Genomic DNA, 25,649 nt, shown 5'->3' on the forward strand with positions numbered 1-25,649 from the left:
CAAATCCCGGCGGAGAAATCCGGACTTTGTCTGTGGTCGAAAATCGGGCATCCCGCTCGCATTCGCAAAAATGAGTATTTTTTAGGCATTCCCTGGACCACCGGACGGCGCGTCCTCGGTCATTCCGTTCGTGACACGTCTGTGAGAGCGTCGAGGCAACAGGAACCAAGGTCCACAACGGACCCCGCAAGCAGAGAGGCTTCATCATGGTGAAACGGTTGGTGGCACGGGCTGTGCTCTCGGCTTTCCTCCTCTCCGGCACGGCGCTGTCCGCGCAGGCCGCCGGCACGCTCAAGGTGGCGGTGGATTCGAACCTGAACACCCTCGATCCCGCCAAGATGAAGGGCGGCCAGGAGTATGTGGCCGCCTACCTCCTCTTCAACGGCCTGACGGCGATCGCCGCCGACATGACGCTGAAGCCGGACCTCGCCGAGCGCTGGGAGCACAGCGCCGACCTCAAGACCTGGACCTTCTTCCTGAAGAAGGGCGTGAAGTTCCACAGCGGCCGCGAGATGGACGCCGAGGACGTGCTCGCCACCATCACCCGCATCCAGGACAAGGCGACCGGCTCCACCGCCCGCGTGAACTTCGAGATCGTGGAGTCGATGAAGGCGGTGGATTCCCACGCGGTGGAATTCACGCTGAAGTCCCCCTACTCCGGCTTCGCCGAGCTGTTCGGCGAGCGTCAGGCGCGCATCGTGCCGCGCGACGCCCTCGACACGCTGGCCTCCAACCCGGTCGGCACCGGCCCCTTCCAGTTCGTCTCCTTTGCGCCCGGCGACCGCATGGTGGTGAAGCGCAACCCGACCTATTTCGAGGCCGGCCTGCCGAAGCTGGACGAGGTGGTGATCCGCATCCTGCCCGAGACGGCCAGCCAAGTGGCGGCGCTGACCACGGGTGAGCTGGACCTCGCCTGGAACCTGCCGCCGGAGGCGGTGGACAAGGTCAAGGCGACGTCGAACCTGAAGGCCGAAGCCGTGCCGACCTCCACCTGGGACGGCGTGATCATGAACGGCACGACCAAGCCGTTCGACGACGTGCGCGTCCGCCGCGCGGTGGCGACGGCGCTGGACAAGCAGGCGATCACCCAGATCGCCCTGTTCGGCTACGGCACGCCGACCCATTCGCCGATCCCGCCGAGCCACCCCTACTTCAACAAGGACCTGCCCATCGCCAAGGGCGACCCGGCCGCCGCGAAGAAGATGCTGGCCGAGGCCGGCTATCCCAACGGCTTCGAGGTCACGCTCTACACCCCGGCCGGCCGCGCCACCCGCGAGCGCCTGGGGCTGGCGGTCCGCGAGCTGCTGAAGCCGGCAGGCATCACCGTCAACGTGCAGCGCGTGCCCTTCGACGTCTTCCTGAAGGACATCGAGGGCAAGGCGGGCTTCTACATCGACGGCTTCTTCAGCCGCCCGACGATCGATACCTCGGTCTACCCCTGGTACCACTCGCGCGGGTCGTGGAACGCCGCGCTGTGGAACTACGCCAACCCGGCGATGGACAAGCTGCTCGACGGCGCCCGTCAGGCGTCCAGCGAGGAGGAGGCCAAGAAGCTCTATGGCGAGGTGCAGGCGCTGGCCGTCCAGGACGCTCCCGGCGTCATCCCCTACGTCATCAACCACGTCAACGGCGTGAGCGCGCGGGTGCAGGGCTTCACCTCCCACCCGATGATGTTCCTCGACCTGCGCAACGTTTCGGTCGGCCAGTAGAGCCGTCGACGGCGTCGGGAGCGCCCGCCGCGCTCCCGACGGCCCCGGGCCAAGGGAAGCTCTCTCCATGCTCCTCTACACACTCACCCGGCTGGCCTATCTGGCGATGGTGCTGGTCGTCATGTCGATCCTCGTCTTCCTGGTGACGCAGGCGATGCCGGGGGACGTCGCGTCGATGATCGCCGGGCAGTTCGCCTCGAAGGAGGTGATCGACGCCATCACGGTCAAGCTCGGTCTCGACCAGCCCCTGATCGTGCAGTACGGCCGCTGGGCCGCCGGCATCCTGCAGGGCGATCTCGGCCGCTCGCTGGTGCTGGAGCAGCCGGTCGCGCCGATCCTGATGGAGGCGCTGAGCCGATCCCTGGTCCTGGCGGTGGTGGCCCTGGCGGTGGTGACGGTGATCGGCATCGGCGCCGGCGTCCTGGCCGCGGTGCGCCGCGGGCGCATGGCCGACCAGATGGTCTCGGGCGTGTCCTATCTCGGCATCGCCGTTCCCGACTTCTTCTGGGCCATCGTCCTGGTGCTGGTCTTCGGCAGCTACCTGAAATGGCTGCCGACCGGCGGCTACGCGCCGCTCGCCGACGGCTTCGTGCCCTGGGCGTCGCATCTGGTCCTGCCGGTCGTCACGCTGGTGCTGATGCTGATCGCCCGCATCGCGCGGCTGACCCGCTCCAGCATGATCGACGTCCTGCAGACCAACTACGTAAAATACGCCCGCGCCAAGGGCCTGCCGGAGAAGGTGGTGATCGTCCGCCACGCCCTGCGCAACGCGCTGCTGCCGACCATCACCGTGCTCGCCATCGACTTCGGCCTGATCCTCGGCGGCGTCGTGGTCATCGAGACGGTCTTCTCCTTCCCCGGCATGGGCCGGCTGCTGCTGTTCGCCATCCAGCGCCACGACCTGCCGCTGATCCAGGCGACCATCCTGATCATCTCGACGGCCTACTGCTTGGCGAACCTGGCGGCCGACCTCCTCTACGCGTTCGTCAACCCGAAGATCCGCCATGGCATGGGGAACGCCTGACATGACCGCCGCGAGCCAAACCCCCGCCGCGCCCCCCCGCTCCGCACCGAAGCGCTGGCCCACCTCGCTCGTCCTCGGGATCGCGCTGCTGGCGCCGCTGCTGGTGGTCGCCGTGGCCGGCCCATGGCTGGCCCCCTACCCCTACGACGAGATGAACATCATGAGCCGGCTGCAGCCGCCGGGGCCGGACTTCTGGTTCGGCACCGACGAGTACGGCCGCGACGTGTTCAGCCGCACCCTCGTCGGCACGACCAACTCGCTGGTCATGGGCGTCGCCGCCACCGCCATCAGCCTGCTCGTCGGCGTGCCGCTGGGGCTGGTCGCCGGCTACGGCCGGGGCCGGACCGACGAGATCATCATGCGCTGCATGGACGTGCTGATGTCCTTCCCGCCCATCCTGCTGGGCATCCTCGTCCTGGCGGTCACGCCGCCGGCCCTGTGGAAGGCGGTCGTCGCCATCGGCATCGTCTACGTGCCGCAGGTGGTCCGCCTGACCCGCGCCATCACCCTGGAGCTGATGCAGGAGGAGTTCATCACCGCCGCCCGGCTGCGCGGCGAGAGCACCGCCTACATCCTGTTCCACGAGATCCTGCCGAACATCTGGCCGCCGCTGGCGGTCGAGTCCAGCCTGCGTGTCGTCTTCGCCATTCTGCTGGGCGCCGCCCTCAGCTTCATCGGCATGGGCGCCCAGCCGCCCTCCTCCGACTGGGGCCTGATGATCAGCGAGGCCCGGCCCTTCGTCGAGCAGGCGCCGTGGATCGCGCTGTGCCCCGGCCTCGCCATGGGCATCACCGTGATCGGCATCAACCTGCTGGGCGATGGACTGCGCGCCGTGCTGGACCCCCGCAACACGGGAGGACACTGACCCCATGACCGCTCTCGTGCCCCTTTCCGCCGCCGCGTCCCCCGATCCGAGCCCGGCCCCCGCGACCGCCGTGTCCGCCCTGCTGGAGGTGCGCAACCTCACCATCAACTACGCCAGCCCGCGCGGCACGCTGCGCGCCGCCAGCGACGTCAGCTTCGCGATCCGGCCGGGCGAGGTCATGGGGCTGGTCGGCGAGTCCGGCTCGGGCAAGAGCACCGTCGCCATGGCCATCCTCGACCTGCTGGGCGAGGCCGGGCGCATCGACGGCGGCGAGATTCTGTTCGAGGGGACCGACCTGCGCCGCCTGTCCGCCGCGCACCGCCGGAGCTTGCGCGGCGACCGCATCGCCGCGGTCTTCCAGGACCCATTCACCTCGCTGAACCCGGCGCTGACCGTCGGGCGGCAGATCGCCGAACCGCTGGTCCAGCACAAGGGATTCACCCCCCGGCAGGCAGCACCACGGGTGGAAGAGCTGCTGGCCGAGGTCGGCATCCGCGAGCCGCGGCGCATCGCGCAGTCCTACCCGCACCAGCTGTCGGGCGGCATGCAGCAGCGCGTGCTGATCGCCACCGCGCTCGGCTGCGACCCCAAGCTGCTGATTCTCGACGAGCCGACGACGGCGCTCGACGTCACGGTGGAAGCGCGGATCATCGAGCTGCTCGCCGGCCTGTGCGAGAGCCACCATCTGAGCGCCCTGTTCGTCTCGCACAACCTCGGCATCGTCAACCGCATCTGCAACTCGGTCTGCGTCCTCTACGGCAGCGAGGTCGTGGAGACCGGGCGCACCCGCGACGTGCTGGCCCGGCCGGTCCATCCCTACACCAAGGGTCTGGTGGCGGCGCTGCCGCGCATCACCACGGACCGCCGGCACCGCCTGTCCTCAATCCCCGGCACGGTCAGCAAGCTGTCGGGTCCTCCCGACTCCTGCGTCTTCGCGCCGCGCTGTCCGTTCGCCGAGGAGACCTGCCGCCGCCTGCCCCAGGCGCTGCGCGGGGACGCCGCCGGCAACAGCGTGCGCTGCTGGAAGGCCGAGGCCCTGTCCGGCACACCGTGGCCGGAGGAGTCGACCGCGTCCCGGGCGCCGGCGGCACCGCCGACCCGCTCCGCCCCGCTGGTCCAGGTCGAGGCGCTGCGCAAGGTTTTCGGCGAGCGCCGGTCGATCCTGCCGTGGCTCCGCCGCGACGGCACGGTGGCGGTCGACGACGTTTCCTTCACCATCCAGCGCGGCGAGGTGCTGGGCGTGGTCGGCGAGAGCGGCAGCGGCAAGAGCACGATCGGCCGTTCGCTGCTGGCCCTGATCGAGCCGACCGCCGGCACGGTGCTGTTCGACGGCGCCGACTTCATCAAGCAGGCCAAGGAGGGCGACCGCGACCTGCGCCGCCGCGCCCAGCTCGTCTTCCAGAATTCCGCCGCCTCGCTCAACCCGCGCAAGACGGTGGGGGCGGCCATGGAGCGCCCCCTCGTCCTCGCCGGCCACCAGGGCGAGGCGGAGCGCCGGGAGATGATCGCGGCCCTGCTGACCCGCGTCGGCCTGCCCGCCGCCTACGCCGACCGCTACCCGCACGAGCTGAGCGGCGGCGAGCGCCAGCGCGTGAACATCGCCCGCGCCCTGGCCACCGATCCGGAGTTCGTCGTCTGCGACGAGGCGGTGTCGGCGCTCGACGTCTCGGTGCAGGCGAACATCCTCAATTTGCTCGCCGACCTGCGGGACGAGCTGGGGCTGTCCTACCTGTTCATCACCCACGACATCGCCGTGGTGTCGCACATCGCCGACCGCGTGCTGGTCGTCTATGGCGGCACGATCTGCGAGGAGGGTCCGATCGGCCGGGTTCTGCGCCCGCCCTACCACCCCTACACCGAGGCGCTGCTGTCGGCGGTGCCGCGGCTGAGCGGAACGGAGGACGGGCCGGAGCCCGAGCGCATCCTGCTGGAGGATTCCACCGCACCGCCCGGCGGCGGGGGCTGCGCCTTCCGCGGCCGCTGCCCGCGCAAGCTCGGCGCCATCTGCGACGAGCGCGCGCCGCCGGTGCAGACGGCCGCCGACGGCCACCGCATCGCCTGCCACATCCCGCTGGCCGAGCTGGCGGAACGGGCGTCGGTCTTTCCCGAACTGGCGGCCCTGCACTGACCGCCTAATCCGCAGCCAACCCTTTCCGGGCGGCGTGACGGCCGGGACGGCTTCGGCCTCCCGGATACGCCCAAACCATGCCCGGCGCACCCATTCACCCAAGAGAGAACCGACCCATGACCACCCACACCCGCATCCGCAAGTTCAACACCAAGAAGACCTATCCCGAGCAGGCGCTGGACAACGACCTCTGCCAGACGGTCGTGGCCCGCGGTGCGATGGTCTTCGTGCGCGGCCAGATCGGCCAGAACCTCGACACCAGCGAGAGCGTGGCCATCGGCGACGCCGCCGGCCAGACCGAGCAGGCCATGAGCAACATCAAGATGCTGCTGGACGAGGCCGGCGCGAAGATGGAGCACATCTGCAAGATCACCGTCTACATCACCGACCCGCGCTACCGCGAGCCGGTCTACCGCACCATCGGCAAGTGGCTGAAGGGTGTCCATCCCGTCTCCACCGGCATCGTCGTCAGCGCCCTGGCGCGGCCGGAGTGGGTGGTCGAGGTCGATGCCATCGCCGTGATCCCCGACGCCCTCTGATCCCCCGTATCACACAGAAGAAACCTGGCCACAAAAGAGACCTGGAACGCCCGCCATGAGCAGCACCCTGACCAATCCGCCGCGCCGCGAACTGCAGAGCTTCCTCGACTTCCCCATCTGCACGGATCTCGACCAGCTCGACGGCCACATCGGCATCCTCGGCATCCCCTACGGCGATCCCTACTCGATCGACGAGGTGACCAACGACCAGACCAACGCCCCGACCTGGGTCCGCCGCTACACCGAGCGGGCGCTGCGCCAGCTGGAGCGCTGGGACTTCGACATCGGCGGTCCGCTGCTCGGCGGGAAGGACATCAAGGTCGTCGACTGCGGCGACGTGAAGGCGAACCCGCGCGACCTCGACCTGCATTACCGCAACGCGGAGGCGGTGGTGCGGGCGATGCTCGCCAAGGGCATGCTTCCCATCATCATCGGCGGCGACCACGGCATCCCGATCCCGGTGCTGCGCGCCTACAACGATCAGGGTCCGATCACGCTCGTGCACATCGACGCGCACCTCGACTGGCGCGACCATGTGAACGGCGCCCGCGGCGGCTATTCCAGCCCGATCCGCCGCGCCGCGGAGATGGACCATGTCGGCCAGATCTTCCAGATCGGCCTGCGCTCCGCCGGCAGCGCCCGGCCGGAGGAGGTCGAGGCGGCCCAGGCCTACGGCGCCGTGCTGATCCCCGACGTGGAGCTGCAGGACGTCGGCATGAAGGCGGTGCTCGACCGCATTCCCGACGGCGGGCGCTATTACCTGACCATCGACGCCGACGGCATGGACCCGACCATCATGCCGGCCGTCAACGGCCCGGCGCCGGGCGGCGTGACCTATCCCCAGATCCGCACGCTGATCCACGGCCTGGTGAAGAAGGGCCGCGTCGTCGGCATGGACATCGTGGAGATCACGCCCAAGAAGGACGTGAACGGCATCACCGCGATCACCGCCGGCCGCATCATCTGCAACCTGATCGGCAAGACCATCCAGGCCGGCTACTTCGACGCCAAGTGAGCGGCGCGGCCTGACGAGGAACGGAGGAGGCCGGCCGACGGCCGCCTCCGTCCCGTCGGCGCGGAAAAGCCGAAGCCGATCGACGACCAAGGAAGAAGGACCATCCCGCCATGGGTGCGACGCTGGACATTCTGGAGCGGCTGGTGGCCTTTCCCACGGTCAGCCGCGACAGCAACCTCGACCTCATCCTCTGGGCGAAGGAGCGGCTGGAGGCGGTCGGCGCCGCCACGCGGCTGGTGCCGAGCGAGGACGGGCGCAAGGCCAACCTCTTCGCCAGCGTCGGCCCGGCCGACCGTCCGGGCATCCTGCTGTCCGGCCACACCGATGTGGTGCCGGTGGACGGGCAGGCCTGGACCTGCGATCCCTTCCGCCTGACCCGCCGGGCCGGCAATCTCTACGGCCGCGGCACCGCCGACATGAAGGGCTTCATCGCCGCGGCGATGGCCCTGGCCGAACGGGCCTCCGGGCGGACGCTCAGCCAGCCGCTTCATCTCGCGCTGTCCTACGACGAGGAGGTCGGCTGCCTGGGCGTGCGGCGCCTGATCGACATGATGGCCGCCCTGCCGGTCCGCCCGCGTTTCTGCATCGTCGGCGAACCCACCCTGATGCAGGTGGTCACCGCCCACAAGGGCAAGACGGCGCTGCGCATCGACTGCCGGGGTGCCGAGTGCCATTCGAGCCTCGCCCCGCAAGGGCTGAACGCCATCCACATGGCCTGCGACATGCTCACCGGCCTGCGCCGCCTTCAGGAGCGGGTGCAGACCGAGGGGGCGCGCGACGCCGGTTACGACGTGCCCTGGACCACCATCCACGCCGGCGTCATCCAGGGCGGGACCGCGCTGAACATCGTGCCCAACCAGTGCCGTCTCGACATGGAGATCCGCCACCTGCCGCAGGACCCGGTGGACCCTCTGCTCGACGCCGTCCGCGCCGAGGCGGAGGCCATGGAGAAGCGTCTGCGCACCGCCTTCCCCGCCGCCGCCGTGGACATCACGGAGCTGTCCAGCTACCCCGCCCTCGACACCGACGAGGATGCGGAGGTGGTGTCCTTCGTCAAGGCGCTCACCGGCGGCAACAGCCTGGGCAAGATTTCCTTCGGCACCGAGGGCGGCCTGTTCCAGCGGCGCCTGTCCATTCCCACCGTCGTCTGCGGCCCCGGCAGCATCGGCGAGGCCCACAAGCCGGACGAGTTCGTCGCGGAGGACCAGTTGACCGCCTGCGACCGCATGCTGGATGCGTTGCTCGCCCGGCTGGCGTGACCGCGCCCGCCACAGGGCTGACGTGATTCAAACTTAGCAAACCAAAAAGCGACGATCCCGTTTCTCCCCGTCGCACGATCGGGGCCGATGGTGCAACGGCACAGCGGCGGCACAGCGCCGTGCACCCCGTCCAGCTCGGCGGACCCATCCTCGACGGCGCGCCCCACGCGGCCTCTCCCGCCGCTTTTCCGCCCACGCTGAAAAAAGTCCGCCAGCTTTTCCGTTCCCCTCCGTGGATAGCCACAGAACGGGACAACGCTCCGCCCTGCGGCGCCTCCTCCCGGACCACACGCTGGATCATCACGCCGAAACGGACGCGGAATCCCCGATTCCCGCGACGGGGAGGCTGCATCCCGGAGGCCGCCATGCAGGTTGACTCGCTCAGCTCCTCGACCGTCACGACCACCTCGTCCGCCAAAAGCTCCTCGGCCTCGCTGGCCGGCAGCTACCAGTCCTTCCTGACGCTGCTGCTGAAGCAGCTTGAGGTGCAGGACCCGACCAACCCGGTGGACACCGCCCAATACACCAGCCAGCTCGTGCAGCTCTCCTCGCTGGAGCAGCAGATGTCCATGAGCGACAAGCTGGACGAGCTGACCTCGGCGGTGCAGGCGCTGGGAACCGGCAGTTCGGCGCTGGGCTATCTCGGGCGGACGGTGACGGCGGAGGGCGACACGACCGCCCTGCAGAACGGCGCGGCCAACTGGGAATATTCGCTGAACAGCGAGGCCGCGTCGGTCACCCTGACGGTGCGCGACGAGGACGGGGCCATCGTCTACCAGGACAGCGGCGCCACCGGCCAGGGCAGCCATTCCTTCACCTGGGACGGCACGGGACGCGACGGCGCGGTCCACACGTCGGGCACCTACAGCCTGACCGTCACCGCGCTGGACTCCAGCAAGGCCGCCATCGCCACCGAGACGCGGATCAAGGGCACGGTCACCTCCGTGGACACCTCCGGCACCAGCGCGGCGCTGGGCATCGGCGGCGTCAGCGTGCCCGCCGACGACGTGCTGTCGCTGAGCTGAGCCGCCCCCTCCCGGCCTCCTCCGCAGTCCCATCCCCTTTCTTGCGACAGGTGCGACGATGAGCATCACCAGCGCGATGTACAGCGCCACGTCCGGCCTGATGGCGCAGAGCAAGGCGCTCGCCTCCATCTCCAGCAACATCGCCAATTCCAGCACGACCGGTTTCAAGAGCACCGGGACGAACTTCAACTCCTACATCAACAAGACCTCGACCATCGACGAGCAGACCGGCGGCGTGCTGGCCACCACCTACCGCAACATCAGCGCGCAGGGCGAGATCCAGTCGTCGTCGGTCTCCACCAACATGGCGATCAACGGCGAGGGCTTCTTCGTGGTGTCGGAGGAGACGGCGGACGGCACCGTCGCCTTCACCCGCAACGGCTCCTTCTCCACCGACGCCCAAGGCTACCTGTCGAACAGCGAGGGCTACTATCTCTACGGCTGGGCGCTGAACGCCAACGGCGCCGTCACCGCCGGCAACAAGGGATCGGTGGACAGCCTCGTCCCGGTCAACGTCGCCAACATCAAGGGCACGCCCAAGGCGACCTCGACCATGGGGATCGACGCCAACCTGCCCTCGGACGCGAACACCGGCGACAGCTTCACCACCGACATGGAGATGTTCGACAGCCTGGGCGTCAGCCACTCCATCACCCTGAGCTGGACCAAGACCGGCGAGAACACGTGGGAGCTGGACGCCTCCGACCCCGTCATGTCCTCCGACGCCACCCGGACCACCGGGACCATCGCCGGCTTCCCCATCCAGCTCTCCTTCAACACCGACGGCACGCTGTCCTCCGCCGCCACGGTGGCCGCGGACGGGACGACGACCCCCGCCGACCTGTCCGCCCTGTCCTTCACCGTCGATGGATGGACCACCGGGGCCGGCGGCAGCGCGGTCGCGCTGAACCTCGGCACCGCCAACAGCAACAACGGCCTGACCCAGCACGCATCGGGCGACAGCACGCCCTCGGTCAGCGTCGAGACCACGACGCAGAACGGCTACAAGCCCGGCTCCCTGACCGGGACGACCATCGGCAAGGACGGCATCGTCCGCGCCGTCTTCGACAACGGCGAGACGCGGGCGATCTACCAGATCCCCATCGCCACCTTCGCCAACGCCGACGGGCTAGAAAGCGTCACCGGCACCACCTTCACCCAGACGGCGGCGGCCGGTCAGTACCAGCTCCGCACGGCGGGCGACGCCAAGGCCGGGACGGTGACGGCGGGCGCGCTGGAAAGCTCCACGGTCGAGCTGACCGACGAGTTCAGCCGCATGATCGTCGCCCAACAAGCCTATTCCGCCGCCTCCAAGGTCATCACGACCTCACAGGACATGATGGACACGCTGATCGCCATGAAGCGCTGACGGCGGCGGTGACGGCCATGCAGCCCGCGCAACCGCTTCTCGACGGCGAAGCCGCTCTGGACACCGAGTTGCGCCGCCTCGCCCAGCGGGTGGACCATCACCGGTCCCAGCCGGTCCCAGTACCGGCGGAGCGCCTCGCGCTGATCGACGACCTGCTGGGCCTGCGGGCGCGCATCGCCGCGGCACGGGCCGCGGTGCAGGCGGCGATTCGCCAGACCGGCAGCGCCCAGCGCGCCGCCACCGCCTACCGCCGCACCGGCGCCCTGCGCGGCTGACGCCTCGAAGGATGCCCGCATTCGCCCTTCATAGCCCTCTCTCCTCGTGGGGAGAGGGTGGCCCGGAGGGCCGGTGAGGGAGTTGCGCATGGCGCTTTGTCCGGCACACGCGCAACCCCCTCCCCCTAACCCTCTCCCCAGAGGGGAGAGGGAACACATGAAGGAGACCGCCATGCTCCCCACCCCGCACAACCCGCCCACATCTCCCAGGCCCGCCTCCCGCCCGGACCCAGTGGCGGTCATCGCCCGCTTCGTCGCGGAGTTGGAAGGGCACGCGGAGCGCGCCGCCAGCGCCGCGCGGGAGGGGCGCGCGGTGGACGCCCTGCGGGCAGCGGGTGCCATGCAGATGCTCCTGCACAGCCAGGCCGGAACGCTGCACGACGCGCTGGCCGCGGCGCAGAGCAAGCGCGTGCCGCTGGAAACCCGGCTGGCCGTGCGCAAGGCGCTGGACGGCGCGCTGGCCCCGCTCGGCCGGTCGGTGCGCGCGCTGGAGGCGCAGGCCAGAGCCCGACAGGCCCGGCAGGCGGCCATCGGCGCTGCGCTGCGCGCCGCCGCCTCCGTGTCCGGCCCAGCGCGCTCCTACGCGGCGCTCGGTCGCGCGGCGGGGGCGAAGCACTTCGCCGTCACCGCCTGACCCGCTGCACAGGAGATCCGTCATGTCCCTGCGCGTCGCCGGCAGCATCGCCACCTCCGCGCTGCGCACCAACGAGGTGGGCATGGCGGTCGCCTCGGCCAACGTCGCCAACGCCGGCACGGAGGGCTACACCCGCAAGACCGCCAAGTCGACCGCGAGCGACACCGCCGTCGGCTTCACCGGGGTGGAGGTCGCCGGCATCGGCAGCACGGTCGACCGCTACCTGATGACGTCGCTGGTCGCGGCACAATCCGGGCTGGGCCTCAGCCGGACGGTCAGCGACTATCTGGACCGCTTCCAGGAACGGCTGGGCGCCACCACCTCCACGTCCTCGCTGGGCTCGGTCATCGACACGCTGGGCGAGACGCTGGCCACGCTGGCGACCTCCCCGGAGAGCGGCAGCGCCAAGGCGGCGGTGATGGACGACCTGACCGCGGTGGCGGAGACGCTGCGCTCCACCGCCAAGGCGGTGCAGGAGCTGCGCGGCGAGGCCGACCGCGCCGTCGCCGACACGGTGACCCGCATCAACGGCACGCTCGACACGCTGAAGGATCTGAACGACCGCATCCAGACCGGCAAGGCGCTCGGCCAGGACACCGGCGACCTGGAGGACCAGCGCAACACCGCGCTGAAGAGCCTCGCCGGGGACATCGACATCCGCTACCAGACCGACGCCAACGGCATGGTCCGGGTCTCCACATCTTCCGGCACGTCGCTGCTGGACTCCGCGGTGCACCGGCTGTCCTACACGCCCGCCACCACGGTCGGCGCCGGGACGAGCTTCAACCCGATCACCATCGACGGGAAGGACGTCACCGCCTCCGTCTCCTCGGGCACGCTGGGCGGGCTGATCCAGGTCCGCGACAGGGACCTGCCGGCGCAGCAGGCCCGGCTGGACGAGCTGGCCCTGACGCTGAAGGACACGCTGAACGTCCTCCACAACCAGGGCACCGCCTTTCCCCCGCCCAACGCGCTGACCGGAACCGCCGGCGTGTCGGGCAGCGACGCGCTGAACGGCGGCGGTACGCTGCGCGTCGCCGTCACGGCGGCGGACGGCACGGCGGTGGAGGTTCTGGACCTCGACCTCTCCGCCTACGCCACCGTGCAGGACGCGGTGGACGCCATCGACGCGATGGACTCGCTCTCGGCCCATCTCGACGCGCAGGGGCGGCTGGTCATCCAGGCCGACAACGCCGCGAACGGCGTGGCGCTGGGCGGCGACGGCACCGCGGGGGCGGACGGCAAGGGCTTCTCCGCCCGCTTCGGGCTGAACGACCTGCTGACCGGCACCGGCGCCGCCGACCTCAAGGTGAGCGACGCGATCGCTCAGGACAGCGGGCGTCTGGCGACCGGCGCGCTCTCCACCTCCGCCACGCTGGCCGCCGGTGGATCGGCGCTGTCCGCGGGGGAGGGCTCGGTGGCGCAGGCGCTGAAGACGGCCTTCTCGGGCGCGCAGTCCTTCGACACGGCGGGTGGCCTGTCCGGGAGGACGGGCACCTTCTCCCAGTATGCGGGCGCCATCATCCAGGGGGCGGCGACCGCCGCCTCCCGCGCCGCCACCGCCTACGAAGACCAGGACTCCTACGCCAGCGGGCTGGAGTCGGCGATGGCCTCGCAGAGCGGCGTGAACGTCAACGAGGAAACCGCCGCGATCAGCAACCTGCAATCCGCCTATCAGGCCGCCGCCGCGGTCATGAAGGCGGTGCAGGAGATGTTCGACACGGCGTTGAATTTGGTTCGCTAAAGCGGATTGCAATCCGCTTTGGACCGCGACTGCGGTCCCGGCCGCGCATGCGGCCGGAGCCCGCCGGCGCATGAGGCATATGAAAAGGGGCCGGCATGGAACGGATCGCGACCTTCAACCACCAGAACCAGCTCGTCCGCTACATGCTGGCGGCGGAGTCACGGGTGGCCACCGCCCAGGTGCAGGCGGCGACCGGCGAGGCGTCGGTCGATTACAAGGGCATCGCCGGCGACAGCGGGCGCCTCGTCAACCTGGAGAGCCACTACCGCCGCTCCGAGCGCTACGTCGACGAGGGGGAGGTGGTCAACGGGCGCATCCAGACCATGCACGACGCCGTGGGCGGGATGATCGACCTCGCCAACCGGGTGCGCAGCCTCGTCGCCAGCCTCCAGGGGGCGGGCAGCGGCGCCGCGGACGGCATCAAAAGCGAGGCGCAGGCCCTGATGACGGAGTTCGCCGGGCTGCTGAACACCCAGCAGGAAGGCCGCTACCTGTTCGCCGGGGGGCGCACCGACCGCGCACCGGTGTCGCTGGACGGACTGCCGACGGCGACCAGCCCCTCCGCCGCCGACACGACCTATTACAAGGGCGACGGCAGCGTTTCCTACTTCCAGGCCGCCGACGACCTCATCGTCCAGTACGGCGTCACCGCCGATGACCCGTCCATCGAGAAGGCGCTGCGCTCCATCAGCCTGATCGCCAACATGCCGACCAACCCGGTGGACACCGCCCTGGTGGACGAGGCGTCCGACCTCGCCGACGCGGCGGCGGACGGGCTGACCGTGGTGCAGACGAAGCTCGGCTCCGCCTCCGCCACGCTGGAGCGGACCATCGACCGCCACCTGGAACAGCAGCTCGTCCTCCAAACCCACGTCGAGGACATCCGCAACATCGACCTCGCCGAGGCGACGACGCGGCTGTCGCAGCTTCAGGCCAACCTGGAGTCGACCATGAGCCTGATGAAGATCCTCCAGCAGACCAACCTGAACGATTTCCTCTGAGCCAAAGATTCCGCGCCAGCTTTCGCGGCGCCGGCCGTGAGACGCACTGAGGGCTGATGCACAGGCGGCCCCACCATCCGATCAGGCTCCGACCAGGAGGCACATCATGCCCGTCATCTCCACCAACACGGCGGCGAACTCCGCGCTGCGCTACCTGAACATCAACTCTGAGAACCAGTCGAGTTCCGTCTCCAAGATCGCCAGCGGCTCGCGCATCACCAAGGCGTCGGACGACGCGGCGGGCTTGGCCGTCGGCACCTCGCTGACCTCCGACATCACGGTGCTGAAGCAGGCGGCGACCAACGCCTCGCACGGCTCCTCGATCCTCCAGGCGGCGGACGGCGGCATGTCCCGCGTCTCCGACATCGTGCAGCGCATGCGCTCGCTGGCCACCCAGTCGCTGTCCGGCGCCGTCACCGACACCGAGCGCGGCTATCTGGACGCCGAGTTCCAGCAGCTCATCGAGGAGATCGACGGCATCGCGTCGGGCACCCGCTTCAACGACGACCCGCTGCTGGACGGCAACGGCGCCTGGGCCAACGGCGTGGATTTCCGCGTCGGCACGGAAAGCACCGACAAGATCACCGTCACCATCGCCAACGTGAACACCACCGGCCTGTCCATCGGCACGCTGGACGTCGGCACCTCCGCCACGGCGAGCGCCGCGCTGACCGCGCTGGACACGGCAGTGGAAACGCTGTCGAGCGCGCGGGCCGACGTGGGCGCCCTGATCTCCCGCTTCGAGTTCCGCGGCCAGGTGCTCGACACCTCCATCGAGAACACCGAGGCGGCGCAGTCGGCGATCATGGACGTGGACGTCGCCGCGGAGCAGGCGGAGCTGGCCTCGACCAAGGTGCTGACCCAGGCGGCCATCGCCGTGCTGTCCCAGGCCAACGAGATGCCGCAGAACCTGCTGCAGCTGCTGCGGTAAGGCTGTCTACCCACTCCTTCCCTCTCCCCTCCGGGGAGAGGGTTAGGGTGAGGGGGTTGGGCTGTCGCCGAACGCACCGCCACGCACACCCCCCTCACCGGCCCTTCGAGCCACCCTCTTCCCCAAAGGGGAGAGGGCTTCCCGTCCCCGGAGACCCGCATGACGACGGTGTCCTCAACCTCATCCTCGACCGCCGCATCGACCGGCAGTTCGTCGCTGATCGCCAGCGGGTCGGGCACGGGCATCGACTATTCGGCGTTGATCGAGGCGTCGGTGCAGAAGCGCCTGTCCCGCGCCGACCGCATCGACACGACGATCACCGCCAACGAGGCCAGGATCGCCGCCTATGAGGACATGCAGTCGCTGCTGCTGGCGGTGAACACGTCGCTGGACGGGCTGCGCAACCGCAGCGTCTCGACCGGCGCCGGCAGCAACCTGTTCGAGGAACGCACCGCCTATCTGTCGGGCGGCGGCTCCACCGCGGCGGGCGACGTGCTGTCGGTGACCGCGGCGGACGGGGCGGAGACCGGCACCTATTCCATCGTCGTGGAGCAGCTCGCCACCCGCCACAAGATCGGTGCCGCGACCACCGACAGCCAGGGCGCCGCGCTCGGCCAGTCCGGCACCCTCACGCTGGGCGTCGCGGGCGGCACCGCCGTGTCCATCGACGTGGAGGCCGGGGATTCCCTGACCGACATCCGCGACGCCATCAACGCGCGGAAATCCACCAGCGGCGTGACCGCCAGCATCGTGAAGGTGACGGACAGCCAGTACCAGCTGATCCTCACCGCCAACGACACCGGCAAGGCGATCACCCTTGATGACGGCGGCAGCGGCGTCCTGACCGGCCTCGGCCTGACCGACGCCGACGGCGGCTACGCCAACGAGCTGGTGGCAGCACGGAACGCCGTCGTCACCGTGGACGGGGTGCGGGTGGAGCGCAGCAGCAACACCATCGCCGACGCCGTCGACGGGCTGACCTTCGACCTTTACGCCGCCCTGCCCGGCCAGACGATCGGGGTGGAGATCGGCACCGATCTGGCGTCGATCAAGAGTGCGATCACCGGCTTCGTGGACGCCTACAACGCCTTCCGCGCCTTCGCCCAGAGCCATCAGACCGTCGGCAGCAGCGGCACCGCCGACAGCGACGCCACCCTGTTCGCGGACAGCCTGCTGCGGCAGGTCACCAAGTCGGTCTACGACGCCCTGAACGCGAAGGTGACGACGGACGATGGCAACACCCTGTCGCTGGCCAGCCTGGGCATCACCTTCGCCAGCGACAACACGCTGAAAGTGGACGAGACGGCCCTGAACGCCGCGCTGACCGGCGACATCGACGCGGTGCGCACGCTGCTGGGGCTGGAGATGACCAGCTCCTCCACCGACCTGAAGCTGCTGCGCTACGACCGCAGCCTCGGCCGAACGGACTTCACGCTGGACATCACGGTGGCCGAGGACGGAACCCTGTCCGGCGCGTCGGTGGACGGCGACTCCTCGCTGTTCCGGGTCAGCGGCAACCGCATCATCGGCAACGACGGAACCGCCTTCGCCGGGCTGGTCCTGGTCTACACCGGCCAGACCGGATCGGTGGACGTCGGCTTCTCGCAAGGGCTGGCGGACCGGCTCTACACCACGCTGAACGGCATCGCGGCGAAGGACAGCGGCGACATCGCACGCATCGTCTCGCAGCTCGACGCCGACAACACCGACATGACCCGGCGGTCCGACGACATCAAGACCAAGGCCGAGGACTACCGCACCCGCCTGACCGCCTACTACGCACGGCTGGAGGCCAAGGCGGAGGCCGCGAACCTCCTGCTCCAACAGTTGAAATACAAGGAAAGCAGCGACGACTGACTGCGCCGCGCGCCCGCCAACGTCCCCGCATCCCCATCCGGAGAAGCCGCGCCATGCGCAACCCGACCCTGACCAAGGCCCTGTCCGCCTACGCTTCCGCCAACAGCGCGGCGATGCCGCCCCTGGTTGCCGTCGTCCGCCTCTACGAGACGGCGGCGGCGCATCTGCACCAGGCGCGCGACGCCGCGCGGGACGGCCGGTTCGATGCCCATTTCCAGGCCATGGACCGCGCCATCACCATCCTCTTGGGGCTTGATTCCATTCTGAAATTGGATAAAGGTGGGGATGTCGCGGCAACGCTGCGGCGCTTCTACCGGTCCCTGGTCCGGCAGGCCGGTCTGGCCGCTGCGCGCCGGGATCCCGTGGCCGCGACCGAGGCCATCATCCGCCAGCTGTCCTTCATGACGAAGGCGTGGCAGACCATCGCCGCAGAACGCGGCGTGGTCCCCAGCTCAACCGGTGCTTCGGCCAAAGGGTCGCACGCATCCGTGATCGGGAGATCCATGGATCATGCGCGCGGCGGCCTGTTCGGCTGAGGACGGCACACGTCCGTCCGGCACCCTTCACAACTCCATGTCCGGCAGGAGCGTGAGCGGCTTGGCGGCGGAGACCGACGAGGTCCTGATGGCGCGCATCCGTGCCGGGGATCAGGCGGCCTACCGCACGCTCGTCCACCGCCACCTGAAGCGCGCCTACGCGCTTGCCCGCCGCATGTCCGGCAGCGACGCCGAGGCGGAGGACATCGCCCAGGACGCCTTCCTCCAGGTCTGGCAGCGGCGCGACCACTGGACCGACGAGGGGGCCAAATTCACCACATGGCTCTACCGGGTGGTGCTGAACCGCTGCATCGACCACAAGCGCCGCCCGGCGGGGGAGGATCTGGACTCGGTGCCCGAGCCGCCGGACCACGCCCCCGACGCGGTCACCCACATCCAGCGCCGGCAGGTGGCAGCCCGGCTGCGCGACGCCCAGGACCGGCTGCCGCAGCAGCAGCGCGCCGCCCTCGCCCTTTATTATAACGAGGGCTTGAGCGGCGCCGAGGTTGCGACCATTATGCAAATCAGCGTAACTGCTGTGGAATCGCTGCTGAAACGCGCCCGCCAGCAGCTTCGCACGCTGTTGCGCGCCAGCGCGCAGGCCGCCAGGGATTCGTTCGAAGACGGATGACGCGATGACCGAAGACGAGTTTCGCGAGCTGCTGGACCGCCACGGCGGCGATCTGGAGCGCTGGCCCCGCGCGACGCTGCGGGAGGCGCGCCGCCTCCTCGCCCAATCCGTCGCGGCCCAGGCCATGCTGGACGAGCTGGTGGCGGTCGAACTCGCCCTGGCGGAAGCCGACGGCGACGCCACGCCCCCCGCCGATCTGGCCGACCGCATCTTTGAACGGGCTTTTGGCACCAGGACGGCGTCCTCCGACGCCCTGGCGCCCGACGCCGCTCCGTTGCGCGGCACGATCCGCCCGGTCTGATCCCTTCTTCTCAAAAAGCGAGGAGGCGCGGCGACGGCAACCTCCGGCCGCTGCGGCTCAATGCCGCCGCAGCGAGGGGGCCTGGGGGTGGACGCGCCGCGCCGGACGGGCGGGAAGACGCGGCCCCGGCGCCTCCGCACCCGCCCGGCGCGCCAGGGCGGCGGCGCGGCGAAGCTCCGCCGCGATGCGCCCCAGCGCCGCGGACAGCGGCTCGCCCGTGCGGGGATGGAAGACCCGCATGGACGGGTACCAGGGGCGCACGCCGCCGCCGAGATGGGTCCAGTCCCGCGCGCCGAAGCGCCAGACCGGCACGCCCAGCGCACCGGCCAGCTCCGCCACCGAATTGGCCGGCGCGATCACCAGATCCAGGTTGGCGGTGAGCGCCGCCGTTCCTTCGAAATCATTCTTCAGGTCGAGCCGCTCCAACTCGTAGATGGGAACGCCGAAGCGCGCCTCCGCCCGCTGGATCTCGGCCTCGCAGTCGTCGTACTGGAGGTTCACGAAGGTCACCCCCGGCACGCCCAGCACCGGCCCCCAGTCTCCGAGCGGCAGATAGGCCCATTGCCGCTCGACGGTCATCAGCTGGCTGCGCCACGCGATGCCGACGCGCAGGTCCCCGCCGATGCCGTCCAGTTGTTGCCGCCGTTCCAGCACCCGCACCGGGTCGGGAAACAGCCAGGAGGATCGCGGCGGGAAGTCCGCCAGCCCACCGCGCAGGTAACGCGGCAGCGAGCCGGCGGGAATGTGCAGGTCGCAGTCCACCGTCTCCACCAGCGCCCGCCCGCGCAGCGGCTGCTCGGCCCGGACGATGGCCTTGGGGAAGGAGCGGGCGAACAGCGGCAGCAGGCGCGGCTCGCACTCGATGACCACCCCGCCGGCCTGCCGGATGGCGTCGGCGTAGCAGGAGGCGAACAGGAACTCGTCCCCCACCCCCTGCTCCCGCCAGATGAACAGCCGTTTGCCGGCCAGCGGCTCACCGCGCCATTCGGGGATGGAGAAGCGCCGCTCCCGTCCGGCGCGACCGGCGGCGAAGCGGCAGGAATAGTTGGCCCAGCCTTCGGCAAGCGCGCCGCTCTCCAGATCCGCCAGACCGCGGTTGAAGCGGGCGAGCGGGTGGCCCGGCGACGCCGCCGCGGCCCGGTCGAACCAGCGCAGGGCATCGGCGCCGCCGCGCCGCTGCACCGTCAAGCCGAGCGTGCACAGCGGATCGGCCAGGGCCGGCGCCAGCGCCAGCGCGCGGCGGCAGGCCCGCTCCGCCTCCTCCAGCCGGCCTTCGCCGCTCAGCGCGTAGGCCAGGACGCCGTGAAGCGCCGCGTGCTGCGGCGCCAGCGCCAGAGCCCGGCGCAGCAGAACCCGCGCCTCGGCGAAACGGTCCTGGTCGCGCCGCGCGCCGCCCAGATTGCCGAGCGCGTCCGCTTGACCCGGGTCGAGCACCAGCGCCGTCCGCCACGCCGCCGCGGCCTGGACGGTCGCGCCCAGGTCCCGCAGCGCGTTGCCCAGATTGTTCCAGGTCCCGGCCTGCCGGGGATCGAGCGCCAGGGCGCGGCGGAGCCGGCGCACCGCCACCCGCGGGTGACCGGCGGCCCGCTCCAGCACGGCGAGGTTGACCAGAGCCGCGCCATCGGCGGGGGACAGGGCAAGCACCATGGCGAAGGCCGCTGCGGCCTCCTTCCAGCGTCCGGCGCGGCGGCACGCGTCGGCCAACGCCGCCCACACGTCCGCCCAGCCAGGTTGCAGCCGGGCGGCGCGCCGGAACCAGCGGATGGCCGCCTCCATCCGCCCCAGCCGCGCCGCCGCCAGCCCGAGCAGGAAGGCGCCCTCCGCCCGTGCCGGGTCGTAAAGGACCGCCTCCCAAGGCGAGCGGTGCCCGCCGCGCCGGCCTGCCGCCATGCCGATGCCCCCGATTGCCCAAAAATGTTCCCGCCCTTGATACGGGCCGCTCCGCCGCACTCCTGCGCGGGGCGGGAGCAATTTTTGCAGCCGATGACGAAAACAATCGATCGTTCACGGAGACGGCGGTGCGGTGTGAGGGCACCCTCAGCCCTTGAAGAGCCGGAAGGACTTGCGCTCCGGGAGCGAATTCAGCGGGCGGCGGCCGGCAGCGATCGTCCCGCCCCGTGCAGGAACAGGCTCCAGGCCTGATCGAAGAAGCGGTCCTGGGCCTCGGAGGACGCGTAGGTCATGCGGCCCAGCATGGCGTCATTCGACGGTCCGAGCACGATGGAGTGCAGCAGGTGCGCGGCGATCACGCGGGGGTCGTCGCCGCCCAGCATGCCGTCCCACTGCGCGGCGGCGACCAGGGCGACCAGCCGGTCGGTGATCGGATCGCTCTCCCACGGGTCCCTCCGGTCCTCGCCGGGGAGGATCGCTTCGCTCAAGGCGATCCGGTTCAGCGCGATCATGTCCGGTTCGAGGCTGACGGCGAGAAACCAGCGGGCGACGCGCTTCAACCGCGACAGCGCGTCACCGTCCGCGGCGCCGATCTCGGCTTCAAGCCCGTCCAGGGTGCGTGCGCGCATGCGCTCGACCACCGCCGCGAAGAGAGCGGCCTTCGACGGAAAGCGACGATGGATCGTCTCCTTCCCCACACCGCAGGTGGAGGCGACCTGCTCGACCGAGGTCGCCGCGAAGCCCTGGGCCGCGAAAAGCCGAGCCGCCGTGTCGATGATCCTGTTGGGGGTTTCGACGTCCTCCTGGGGAGGGTGGCCGACGCGTGCCGTGATGGGCGACGATTCCTTCATCATTCCTCTGCCTGCACCGCCCGGCCTCGGACGGACCGGATATAGCAGACGAGCGCCGCACCGCCCACACCTAAAGCGAGCAAGACCAAAGCGCCGCAGCACCGCAGGGGCCGTCGCTCGCCCCGCACAGGACAACGGGGCGGGAGCGGACGGTCGCCTTTCCCATGACGGGCGTGGACGGCGGGACGCCGCGGGTTGCCGGCGCCCCGGGGCGGCCCTACGCGCTCTTGTTCAGTGACGACAGGAACTCCTCCTCCCACTGCCGGCCCGCCTCCAGTTCGCTGAACAGCCACTCGCGGAACAGCCGGATCTTCGGAAGGTTGGCGGTCGATTTCAGCGTGACGAAGCCATGCCCCTGCGCCCGCAGGCCGCGGGTCGGAAAGGGGACGATGAGCCGGCCCGACAGCAATTCCTGCCGGGCCAGCAGCAGGCTGTCCAGGCACACACCCATGCCGTTCGCCGCAGCGTTGATCGCCATGAAGGAGCGGTCGAAGCGCAGGCCACGCTCCATGTCCAGCTCGACGCCGCGGTGCCGGTTCGCCCAGTCGCGCCAGCCGACGATGTTGATTTCCGAATGGATCAGGATGTGCCGGCTGATGTCCGAAGGCTTGCGGATCGGGTTCAGCCCGTTCGCCAGCGCCGGGGAGCACATCGGCGCGATGACGTCGTCGGGAAACAGCTCCAGCACGCAGCCGGCCGGTGGCGGGCCGGGGTTGTAGCGGATGTCCACATCCACCGCCCCCGTCGTCAGGTCGATGGGCGAGACCGACGCGCGCAGGCGGATGTCGATGGCGGGATGGATCTCCTTCACCCGCCCCAGCCGCGGCATCAGCCATTGCGCGGCGAAGCTGGGCATCGAGCGCACGGTCAGGATCGTCGTGCCGCTGCCCGTCGTCGTGACGTTGCGGGTCGCCGTGTCGATGCGGGCGAAGGCGGCGATGATCTCCGCGGCGTAGGCCCGCCCGTCGTCGGTCAGCGCGACCGACCGGTGCACGCGGTGGAACAGCCGCAGGCCGAGCTGCTCCTCCAGAATCTTCACCTGATGGCTGATCGCCGAGGGCGTCAGGCCGAGATCCTCCGCCGCCGTTGCGAAGGAACCGAGCCGCGCCGCCGCCTCAAAGGCTTGCAAAGCCTTGATGGAAACCCGTTTTCGCATTGCACCATATTCATGAATTCATTTCAGCATTCGGCAATCTTATTCGTTTGTCGAATTCATCTCAAGACCATAGGATTGTTGCAACGATCGGAGGCCCGAACCATCCGCCCTCCGTACCGAAAAATCATCAAAACCGAGCGAAAACGACGCTCCGCCGCGGCATCCCCAGGGCCGCCACGCCCACGGCCGTCACATCCACGGCCGCCATGGCGGAGCCAGCTTCGAACAAAGGGAGCGAGCATGTTGCTGTCCAACAAGGTGTGCGTGATCACCGGAGCGGCGTCCCAGCGCGGCATCGGCCGGGCCACGGCGCGGCTGTTCGCGCTGCACGGCGGGCGGGCGATCATCCTGGATCTCGACGGCGGCCAAGCCGCCGAAGCCGCCGCCGAGCTGGGCGAGGCGCACCGCGGCATCGCCTGCGACGTGACCGACAAGGCCACTTGCGTCAACGCCGCCGCCCGCGTGGTCGAGGAGTTCGGCCGCATCGACGTGCTGGTCAACAACGCCGGCATCACCCAGCCGCTGAAGTTCATGGACATCGAGCCGAAGAACTACGAGGCGGTGACCGACGTCAGCCTGCGCGGCACGCTCTACATGAGCCAGGCGGTCGTCCCGCACATGCGCGCCCAGAAGTCCGGCTCCATCGTCTGCATCTCCTCGGTGTCGGCGCAGCGCGGCGGCGGCATTTTCGGCGGCCCGCACTACAGCGCCGCCAAGGCCGGCGTTCTCGGCCTCGCCAAGGCGATGGCGCGGGAGCTGGGTCCGGACAACGTCCGCGTCAATTCCGTCACCCCCGGCCTGATCCAGACCGACATCACCGGCGGCAAGCTGACGCCGGAGCTGCGGGCCGAAATCCTCAAGGGCATCCCGCTGAACCGCCTGGGCGACGCCGAGGACGTGGCACGCTCCTGCCTCTTCCTGGCGTCGGAGCTGTCGTCCTACGTCACGGGCGCCACGCTCGACGTCAACGGCGGCATGCTCATCCACTGATCCCGAAACGCTGGAGACGACTTCCGTGGACACCACCCAACTGGGCCACAACGTTCCCCTGACCGAACGCGCCTACCGCATCCGCCGCAACGCCGTTCTGATGGGCGAGGTGCAGGGCCAGGGCTACATCGGGCAGGCCCTGGACATCGCCGACGTGCTGGCCGTGTCCTACTTCCACGCCATGCGCTATCGGCCGGAGGACCCGCACTGGGAAGGCCGCGACCGCTTCCTGCTATCCAACGGCCACTACGCCATCGCGCTCTACGCCGCCCTGATCGAGGCCGGCATCGTCCCGGCCGACGAGCTGGAGACCTACGGCAGCGACGACAGCCGCCTGCCGATGTCGGGCATGGCCGCCTACACGCCGGGCATGGAGATGTCGGGCGGCTCGCTCGGCCTCGGCCTCAGCATTGCGGTCGGCATCGCGCTGGGCCTGAAGCGCAAGGCGTCGGACAACCGCGTCTACACGCTCTTCTCCGACGGCGAGCTGGACGAGGGCTCGGTCTGGGAGGCCATCATGTCGGCGGCCCATTACAAGCTCGACAACCTGATCGGCATCGTCGACGTCAATAACCAGCAGGCCGACGGCCCCTCCACCCAGGTGATGGCCTTCGAGCCGCTGGTCGACAAGCTGGAGGCCTTCGGCTGGTTCGTCCAGCGGGTGGACGGCAACGACATGGACGCCGTGGTCGCCGCCTTCGACGCCGCCCGCGACCATCCGGAGCCCAAGCCCCGCATGATCGTCTGCGACACCAAGATGGGCAAGGGCGTGCCCTTCCTCGAAGCCCGCGAAAAGAATCACTTCATCCGCGTGGACGCGCACGAGTGGAAGCTCGCTCTCGACGCGCTGGACGCCGGGAGGACCGCATGAGCACCGCCACCGCCTCTGCCGCCAACACTGCTGCCGCCGCCAAGCCGCGCCTGAAGACCTCCGCCATGATCGCCTCGATCGCGGGCGAAGGGCAGCGCACCAAGCCCGCCCCCTTCGGCCACGCGCTGGTCGAACTGGCCAAGGCCCGTCCGGAGATCGTCGGCCTCACCGCCGATCTGGCGAAATACACCGACCTGCACATCTTCGCCCAGGCCAACCCGGACCGCTTCTATCAGATGGGCATGGCCGAGCAGCTGCTGATGGGCGCCGCGTCCGGTCTGGCGCACGAGGGCTTCATGCCCTTCGTCACCACCTACGCGGTCTTCGCCTCGCGCCGGGCCTACGACTTCGTGCACCAGACGATCGCGGAGGAGAACCGCAACGTCAAGATCGCCTGCGCCCTGCCGGGCCTGACCTCGGGCTACGGCCCCAGCCATCAGGCGGCGGAGGATCTGGCCCTGATGCGCGCCATGCCGAACATGGTGGTGATCGACCCCTGCGACGCCCTTGAGATCGAGCAGGCGGTGCCCGCCATGGCCGCCCACCAGGGGCCGGTCTACATGCGCCTGCTGCGCGGCAACGTCCCGCTGGTGCTCGACGAGTACGACTATAAATTCGAACTCGGCAAGGCGAAGCTTCTGCGCGACGGCGCCGACGTGCTGGTCATCTCCTCCGGCATCATGACGATGCGGGCGCTGGAGGTCGCGAAGGCCCTGGAGGCCGACAAGGTGGACGTCGCCGTGCTGCACGTCCCGACCATCAAGCCGCTCGACACCGAGACCATCCTGGCCGAGGCCGGGCGCAGCGGTCGCATGGTCGTCGTCGCCGAGAACCACACGGTCATCGGCGGTCTGGGCGAGGCGGTGGCCGGCACGCTGCTGCGCGCCGGGGTCGTTCCCAGCGCCTTCCGCCAGATCGGCCTGCCCGACGAGTTCCTGAAGGCCGGCGCCCTGCCGACTCTGCACGACCTCTACGGCATTTCCACCGACGCCATGGTAACCAGCATCAAGGGGTGGCTGTAAGCCGCCCCCAACCCCCGTCGCTCACC

At 69.8% G+C, this 25,649-nt stretch carries 24 protein-coding genes; 21 read left to right on the forward strand and 3 right to left on the reverse strand.

Features of this window, described 5'->3' with window-relative positions; all coding sequences use genetic code 11:
* The first annotated feature begins 206 nt into the window (after positions 1-206).
* From ABAZ39_RS10615 to ABAZ39_RS10700, 18 genes are all read left to right on the forward strand, one after another.
* Positions 207-1,709, forward strand: coding sequence for an ABC transporter substrate-binding protein (locus tag ABAZ39_RS10615; RefSeq protein WP_038529231.1), 1,503 nt, complete (start codon positions 207-209; stop codon positions 1,707-1,709).
* 67 nt (positions 1,710-1,776) lie between these two features.
* Entirely contained in the window at positions 1,777-2,733 is a 957-nt protein-coding gene (locus ABAZ39_RS10620) for an ABC transporter permease (protein ID WP_038529233.1), read from the forward strand.
* Between the two features lies 1 nt (position 2,734).
* Positions 2,735-3,598 (forward strand): ABC transporter permease, encoded by an 864-nt coding sequence (locus tag ABAZ39_RS10625; protein WP_247881570.1) that lies wholly within the window; start codon positions 2,735-2,737, stop codon positions 3,596-3,598.
* Between the two features lie 4 nt (positions 3,599-3,602).
* The gene (locus ABAZ39_RS10630) at positions 3,603-5,726 is read left to right on the forward strand and encodes a dipeptide ABC transporter ATP-binding protein (protein ID WP_051657945.1); all 2,124 of its coding nucleotides are present in this window, start codon (positions 3,603-3,605) and stop codon (positions 5,724-5,726) included.
* Positions 5,727-5,842: 116 nt separating this feature from the next.
* A complete protein-coding gene (locus ABAZ39_RS10635; RefSeq protein WP_038529234.1) occupies positions 5,843-6,265 on the forward strand; it encodes a RidA family protein in 423 nt (140 codons plus the stop codon).
* 55 nt (positions 6,266-6,320) lie between these two features.
* The gene (locus ABAZ39_RS10640) at positions 6,321-7,280 is read left to right on the forward strand and encodes an agmatinase (RefSeq protein ID WP_038529236.1); all 960 of its coding nucleotides are present in this window, start codon (positions 6,321-6,323) and stop codon (positions 7,278-7,280) included.
* Between the two features lie 110 nt (positions 7,281-7,390).
* Positions 7,391-8,539 (forward strand): acetylornithine deacetylase, encoded by a 1,149-nt coding sequence (gene argE, locus ABAZ39_RS10645; RefSeq protein WP_038529238.1) that lies wholly within the window; start codon positions 7,391-7,393, stop codon positions 8,537-8,539.
* Positions 8,540-8,904: 365 nt separating this feature from the next.
* Positions 8,905-9,564 carry a flagellar hook assembly protein FlgD gene (locus tag ABAZ39_RS10650; RefSeq protein WP_038529240.1) on the forward strand — a complete coding sequence of 220 codons (660 nt, stop codon included), beginning with the start codon at positions 8,905-8,907 and terminating at the stop codon, positions 9,562-9,564.
* 58 nt (positions 9,565-9,622) lie between these two features.
* On the forward strand, positions 9,623-10,933 hold the full coding sequence (gene flgE / locus ABAZ39_RS10655; protein ID WP_038529242.1) for a flagellar hook protein FlgE: 1,311 nt from the start codon (positions 9,623-9,625) through the stop codon (positions 10,931-10,933).
* A gap of 17 nt (positions 10,934-10,950) precedes the next feature.
* Entirely contained in the window at positions 10,951-11,208 is a 258-nt protein-coding gene (locus tag ABAZ39_RS10660; protein WP_038529244.1) for a hypothetical protein, read from the forward strand.
* Between the two features lie 157 nt (positions 11,209-11,365).
* Entirely contained in the window at positions 11,366-11,842 is a 477-nt protein-coding gene (locus ABAZ39_RS10665; protein ID WP_038529246.1) for a hypothetical protein, read from the forward strand.
* 22 nt (positions 11,843-11,864) lie between these two features.
* Positions 11,865-13,586 (forward strand): flagellar hook-associated protein FlgK, encoded by a 1,722-nt coding sequence (gene flgK, locus ABAZ39_RS10670; protein WP_038529248.1) that lies wholly within the window; start codon positions 11,865-11,867, stop codon positions 13,584-13,586.
* A gap of 95 nt (positions 13,587-13,681) precedes the next feature.
* A complete protein-coding gene (locus tag ABAZ39_RS10675) occupies positions 13,682-14,587 on the forward strand; it encodes a flagellin (protein WP_038529250.1) in 906 nt (301 codons plus the stop codon).
* Positions 14,588-14,693: 106 nt separating this feature from the next.
* Positions 14,694-15,518, forward strand: a complete 825-nt coding sequence (locus ABAZ39_RS10680; protein WP_038529252.1) for a flagellin — start codon at positions 14,694-14,696, stop codon at positions 15,516-15,518.
* Between the two features lie 159 nt (positions 15,519-15,677).
* Positions 15,678-17,375, forward strand: a complete 1,698-nt coding sequence (gene fliD, locus ABAZ39_RS10685) for a flagellar filament capping protein FliD (protein WP_038529254.1) — start codon at positions 15,678-15,680, stop codon at positions 17,373-17,375.
* Between the two features lie 53 nt (positions 17,376-17,428).
* Positions 17,429-17,911 (forward strand): flagellar export chaperone FliS, encoded by a 483-nt coding sequence (locus tag ABAZ39_RS10690; protein ID WP_038529255.1) that lies wholly within the window; start codon positions 17,429-17,431, stop codon positions 17,909-17,911.
* A gap of 52 nt (positions 17,912-17,963) precedes the next feature.
* Entirely contained in the window at positions 17,964-18,542 is a 579-nt protein-coding gene (locus ABAZ39_RS10695) for an RNA polymerase sigma factor (protein ID WP_038531243.1), read from the forward strand.
* 4 nt (positions 18,543-18,546) lie between these two features.
* The gene (locus ABAZ39_RS10700) at positions 18,547-18,843 is read left to right on the forward strand and encodes a hypothetical protein (RefSeq protein WP_038529258.1); all 297 of its coding nucleotides are present in this window, start codon (positions 18,547-18,549) and stop codon (positions 18,841-18,843) included.
* A 57-nt stretch (positions 18,844-18,900) separates the two neighbouring features.
* Here the strand turns inward: ABAZ39_RS10700 and ABAZ39_RS10705 are convergent, their stop codons facing one another.
* The 3 genes from ABAZ39_RS10705 to ABAZ39_RS10715 form a co-directional block, all read right to left on the reverse strand.
* Positions 18,901-20,733 carry a tetratricopeptide repeat protein gene (locus tag ABAZ39_RS10705; RefSeq protein ID WP_051657946.1) on the reverse strand — a complete coding sequence of 611 codons (1,833 nt, stop codon included), beginning with the start codon at positions 20,731-20,733 and terminating at the stop codon, positions 18,901-18,903.
* A 191-nt stretch (positions 20,734-20,924) separates the two neighbouring features.
* On the reverse strand, positions 20,925-21,587 hold the full coding sequence (locus ABAZ39_RS10710; RefSeq protein WP_247881572.1) for a TetR/AcrR family transcriptional regulator: 663 nt from the start codon (positions 21,585-21,587) through the stop codon (positions 20,925-20,927).
* 214 nt (positions 21,588-21,801) lie between these two features.
* Complete coding sequence (locus ABAZ39_RS10715; RefSeq protein ID WP_038529260.1) at positions 21,802-22,740, reverse strand: LysR substrate-binding domain-containing protein; 939 nt, start codon at positions 22,738-22,740, stop codon at positions 21,802-21,804.
* 240 nt (positions 22,741-22,980) lie between these two features.
* On the opposite strand from ABAZ39_RS10715, the gene ABAZ39_RS10720 reads away from it, so the two are divergent.
* Genes ABAZ39_RS10720 through ABAZ39_RS10730 form a run of 3 tightly spaced genes read left to right on the forward strand, consistent with a single transcriptional unit; the run spans position 22,981 to position 25,623 of the window.
* Positions 22,981-23,730 (forward strand): SDR family NAD(P)-dependent oxidoreductase, encoded by a 750-nt coding sequence (locus ABAZ39_RS10720; RefSeq protein WP_038529263.1) that lies wholly within the window; start codon positions 22,981-22,983, stop codon positions 23,728-23,730.
* Positions 23,731-23,755: 25 nt separating this feature from the next.
* Positions 23,756-24,601: a transketolase gene (locus tag ABAZ39_RS10725; RefSeq protein WP_038529265.1), complete on the forward strand. Its 846-nt coding sequence runs from the start codon at positions 23,756-23,758 to the stop codon at positions 24,599-24,601.
* Entirely contained in the window at positions 24,598-25,623 is a 1,026-nt protein-coding gene (locus ABAZ39_RS10730; RefSeq protein ID WP_038529267.1) for a transketolase family protein, read from the forward strand. The genes ABAZ39_RS10725 and ABAZ39_RS10730 overlap by 4 nt, the downstream gene beginning before the upstream one ends.
* The last annotated feature ends 26 nt before the right edge of the window (positions 25,624-25,649 follow it).

This window comes from Azospirillum argentinense (assembly GCF_000632475.1).
GTDB classification, from domain to species: Bacteria; Pseudomonadota; Alphaproteobacteria; order Azospirillales; family Azospirillaceae; genus Azospirillum; species Azospirillum baldaniorum.

Coding starts and splice junctions, on each gene's coding strand:
- ABAZ39_RS10615 (WP_038529231.1), top strand. CDS start 207: ATGGTGAAACGGTTGGTGGCACGGGCTGTGCTCTCGGCTTTCCTCCTC.
- ABAZ39_RS10620 (WP_038529233.1), top strand. CDS start 1,777: ATGCTCCTCTACACACTCACCCGGCTGGCCTATCTGGCGATGGTGCTG.
- ABAZ39_RS10625 (WP_247881570.1), top strand. CDS start 2,735: ATGACCGCCGCGAGCCAAACCCCCGCCGCGCCCCCCCGCTCCGCACCG.
- ABAZ39_RS10630 (WP_051657945.1), top strand. CDS start 3,603: ATGACCGCTCTCGTGCCCCTTTCCGCCGCCGCGTCCCCCGATCCGAGC.
- ABAZ39_RS10635 (WP_038529234.1), top strand. CDS start 5,843: ATGACCACCCACACCCGCATCCGCAAGTTCAACACCAAGAAGACCTAT.
- ABAZ39_RS10640 (WP_038529236.1), top strand. CDS start 6,321: ATGAGCAGCACCCTGACCAATCCGCCGCGCCGCGAACTGCAGAGCTTC.
- argE (WP_038529238.1), top strand. CDS start 7,391: ATGGGTGCGACGCTGGACATTCTGGAGCGGCTGGTGGCCTTTCCCACG.
- ABAZ39_RS10650 (WP_038529240.1), top strand. CDS start 8,905: ATGCAGGTTGACTCGCTCAGCTCCTCGACCGTCACGACCACCTCGTCC.
- flgE (WP_038529242.1), top strand. CDS start 9,623: ATGAGCATCACCAGCGCGATGTACAGCGCCACGTCCGGCCTGATGGCG.
- ABAZ39_RS10660 (WP_038529244.1), top strand. CDS start 10,951: ATGCAGCCCGCGCAACCGCTTCTCGACGGCGAAGCCGCTCTGGACACC.
- ABAZ39_RS10665 (WP_038529246.1), top strand. CDS start 11,366: ATGAAGGAGACCGCCATGCTCCCCACCCCGCACAACCCGCCCACATCT.
- flgK (WP_038529248.1), top strand. CDS start 11,865: ATGTCCCTGCGCGTCGCCGGCAGCATCGCCACCTCCGCGCTGCGCACC.
- ABAZ39_RS10675 (WP_038529250.1), top strand. CDS start 13,682: ATGGAACGGATCGCGACCTTCAACCACCAGAACCAGCTCGTCCGCTAC.
- ABAZ39_RS10680 (WP_038529252.1), top strand. CDS start 14,694: ATGCCCGTCATCTCCACCAACACGGCGGCGAACTCCGCGCTGCGCTAC.
- fliD (WP_038529254.1), top strand. CDS start 15,678: ATGACGACGGTGTCCTCAACCTCATCCTCGACCGCCGCATCGACCGGC.
- ABAZ39_RS10690 (WP_038529255.1), top strand. CDS start 17,429: ATGCGCAACCCGACCCTGACCAAGGCCCTGTCCGCCTACGCTTCCGCC.
- ABAZ39_RS10700 (WP_038529258.1), top strand. CDS start 18,547: ATGACCGAAGACGAGTTTCGCGAGCTGCTGGACCGCCACGGCGGCGAT.
- ABAZ39_RS10705 (WP_051657946.1), bottom strand. CDS start 20,733: ATGGCGGCAGGCCGGCGCGGCGGGCACCGCTCGCCTTGGGAGGCGGTC.
- ABAZ39_RS10710 (WP_247881572.1), bottom strand. CDS start 21,587: ATGATGAAGGAATCGTCGCCCATCACGGCACGCGTCGGCCACCCTCCC.
- ABAZ39_RS10715 (WP_038529260.1), bottom strand. CDS start 22,740: ATGCGAAAACGGGTTTCCATCAAGGCTTTGCAAGCCTTTGAGGCGGCG.
- ABAZ39_RS10720 (WP_038529263.1), top strand. CDS start 22,981: ATGTTGCTGTCCAACAAGGTGTGCGTGATCACCGGAGCGGCGTCCCAG.
- ABAZ39_RS10730 (WP_038529267.1), top strand. CDS start 24,598: ATGAGCACCGCCACCGCCTCTGCCGCCAACACTGCTGCCGCCGCCAAG.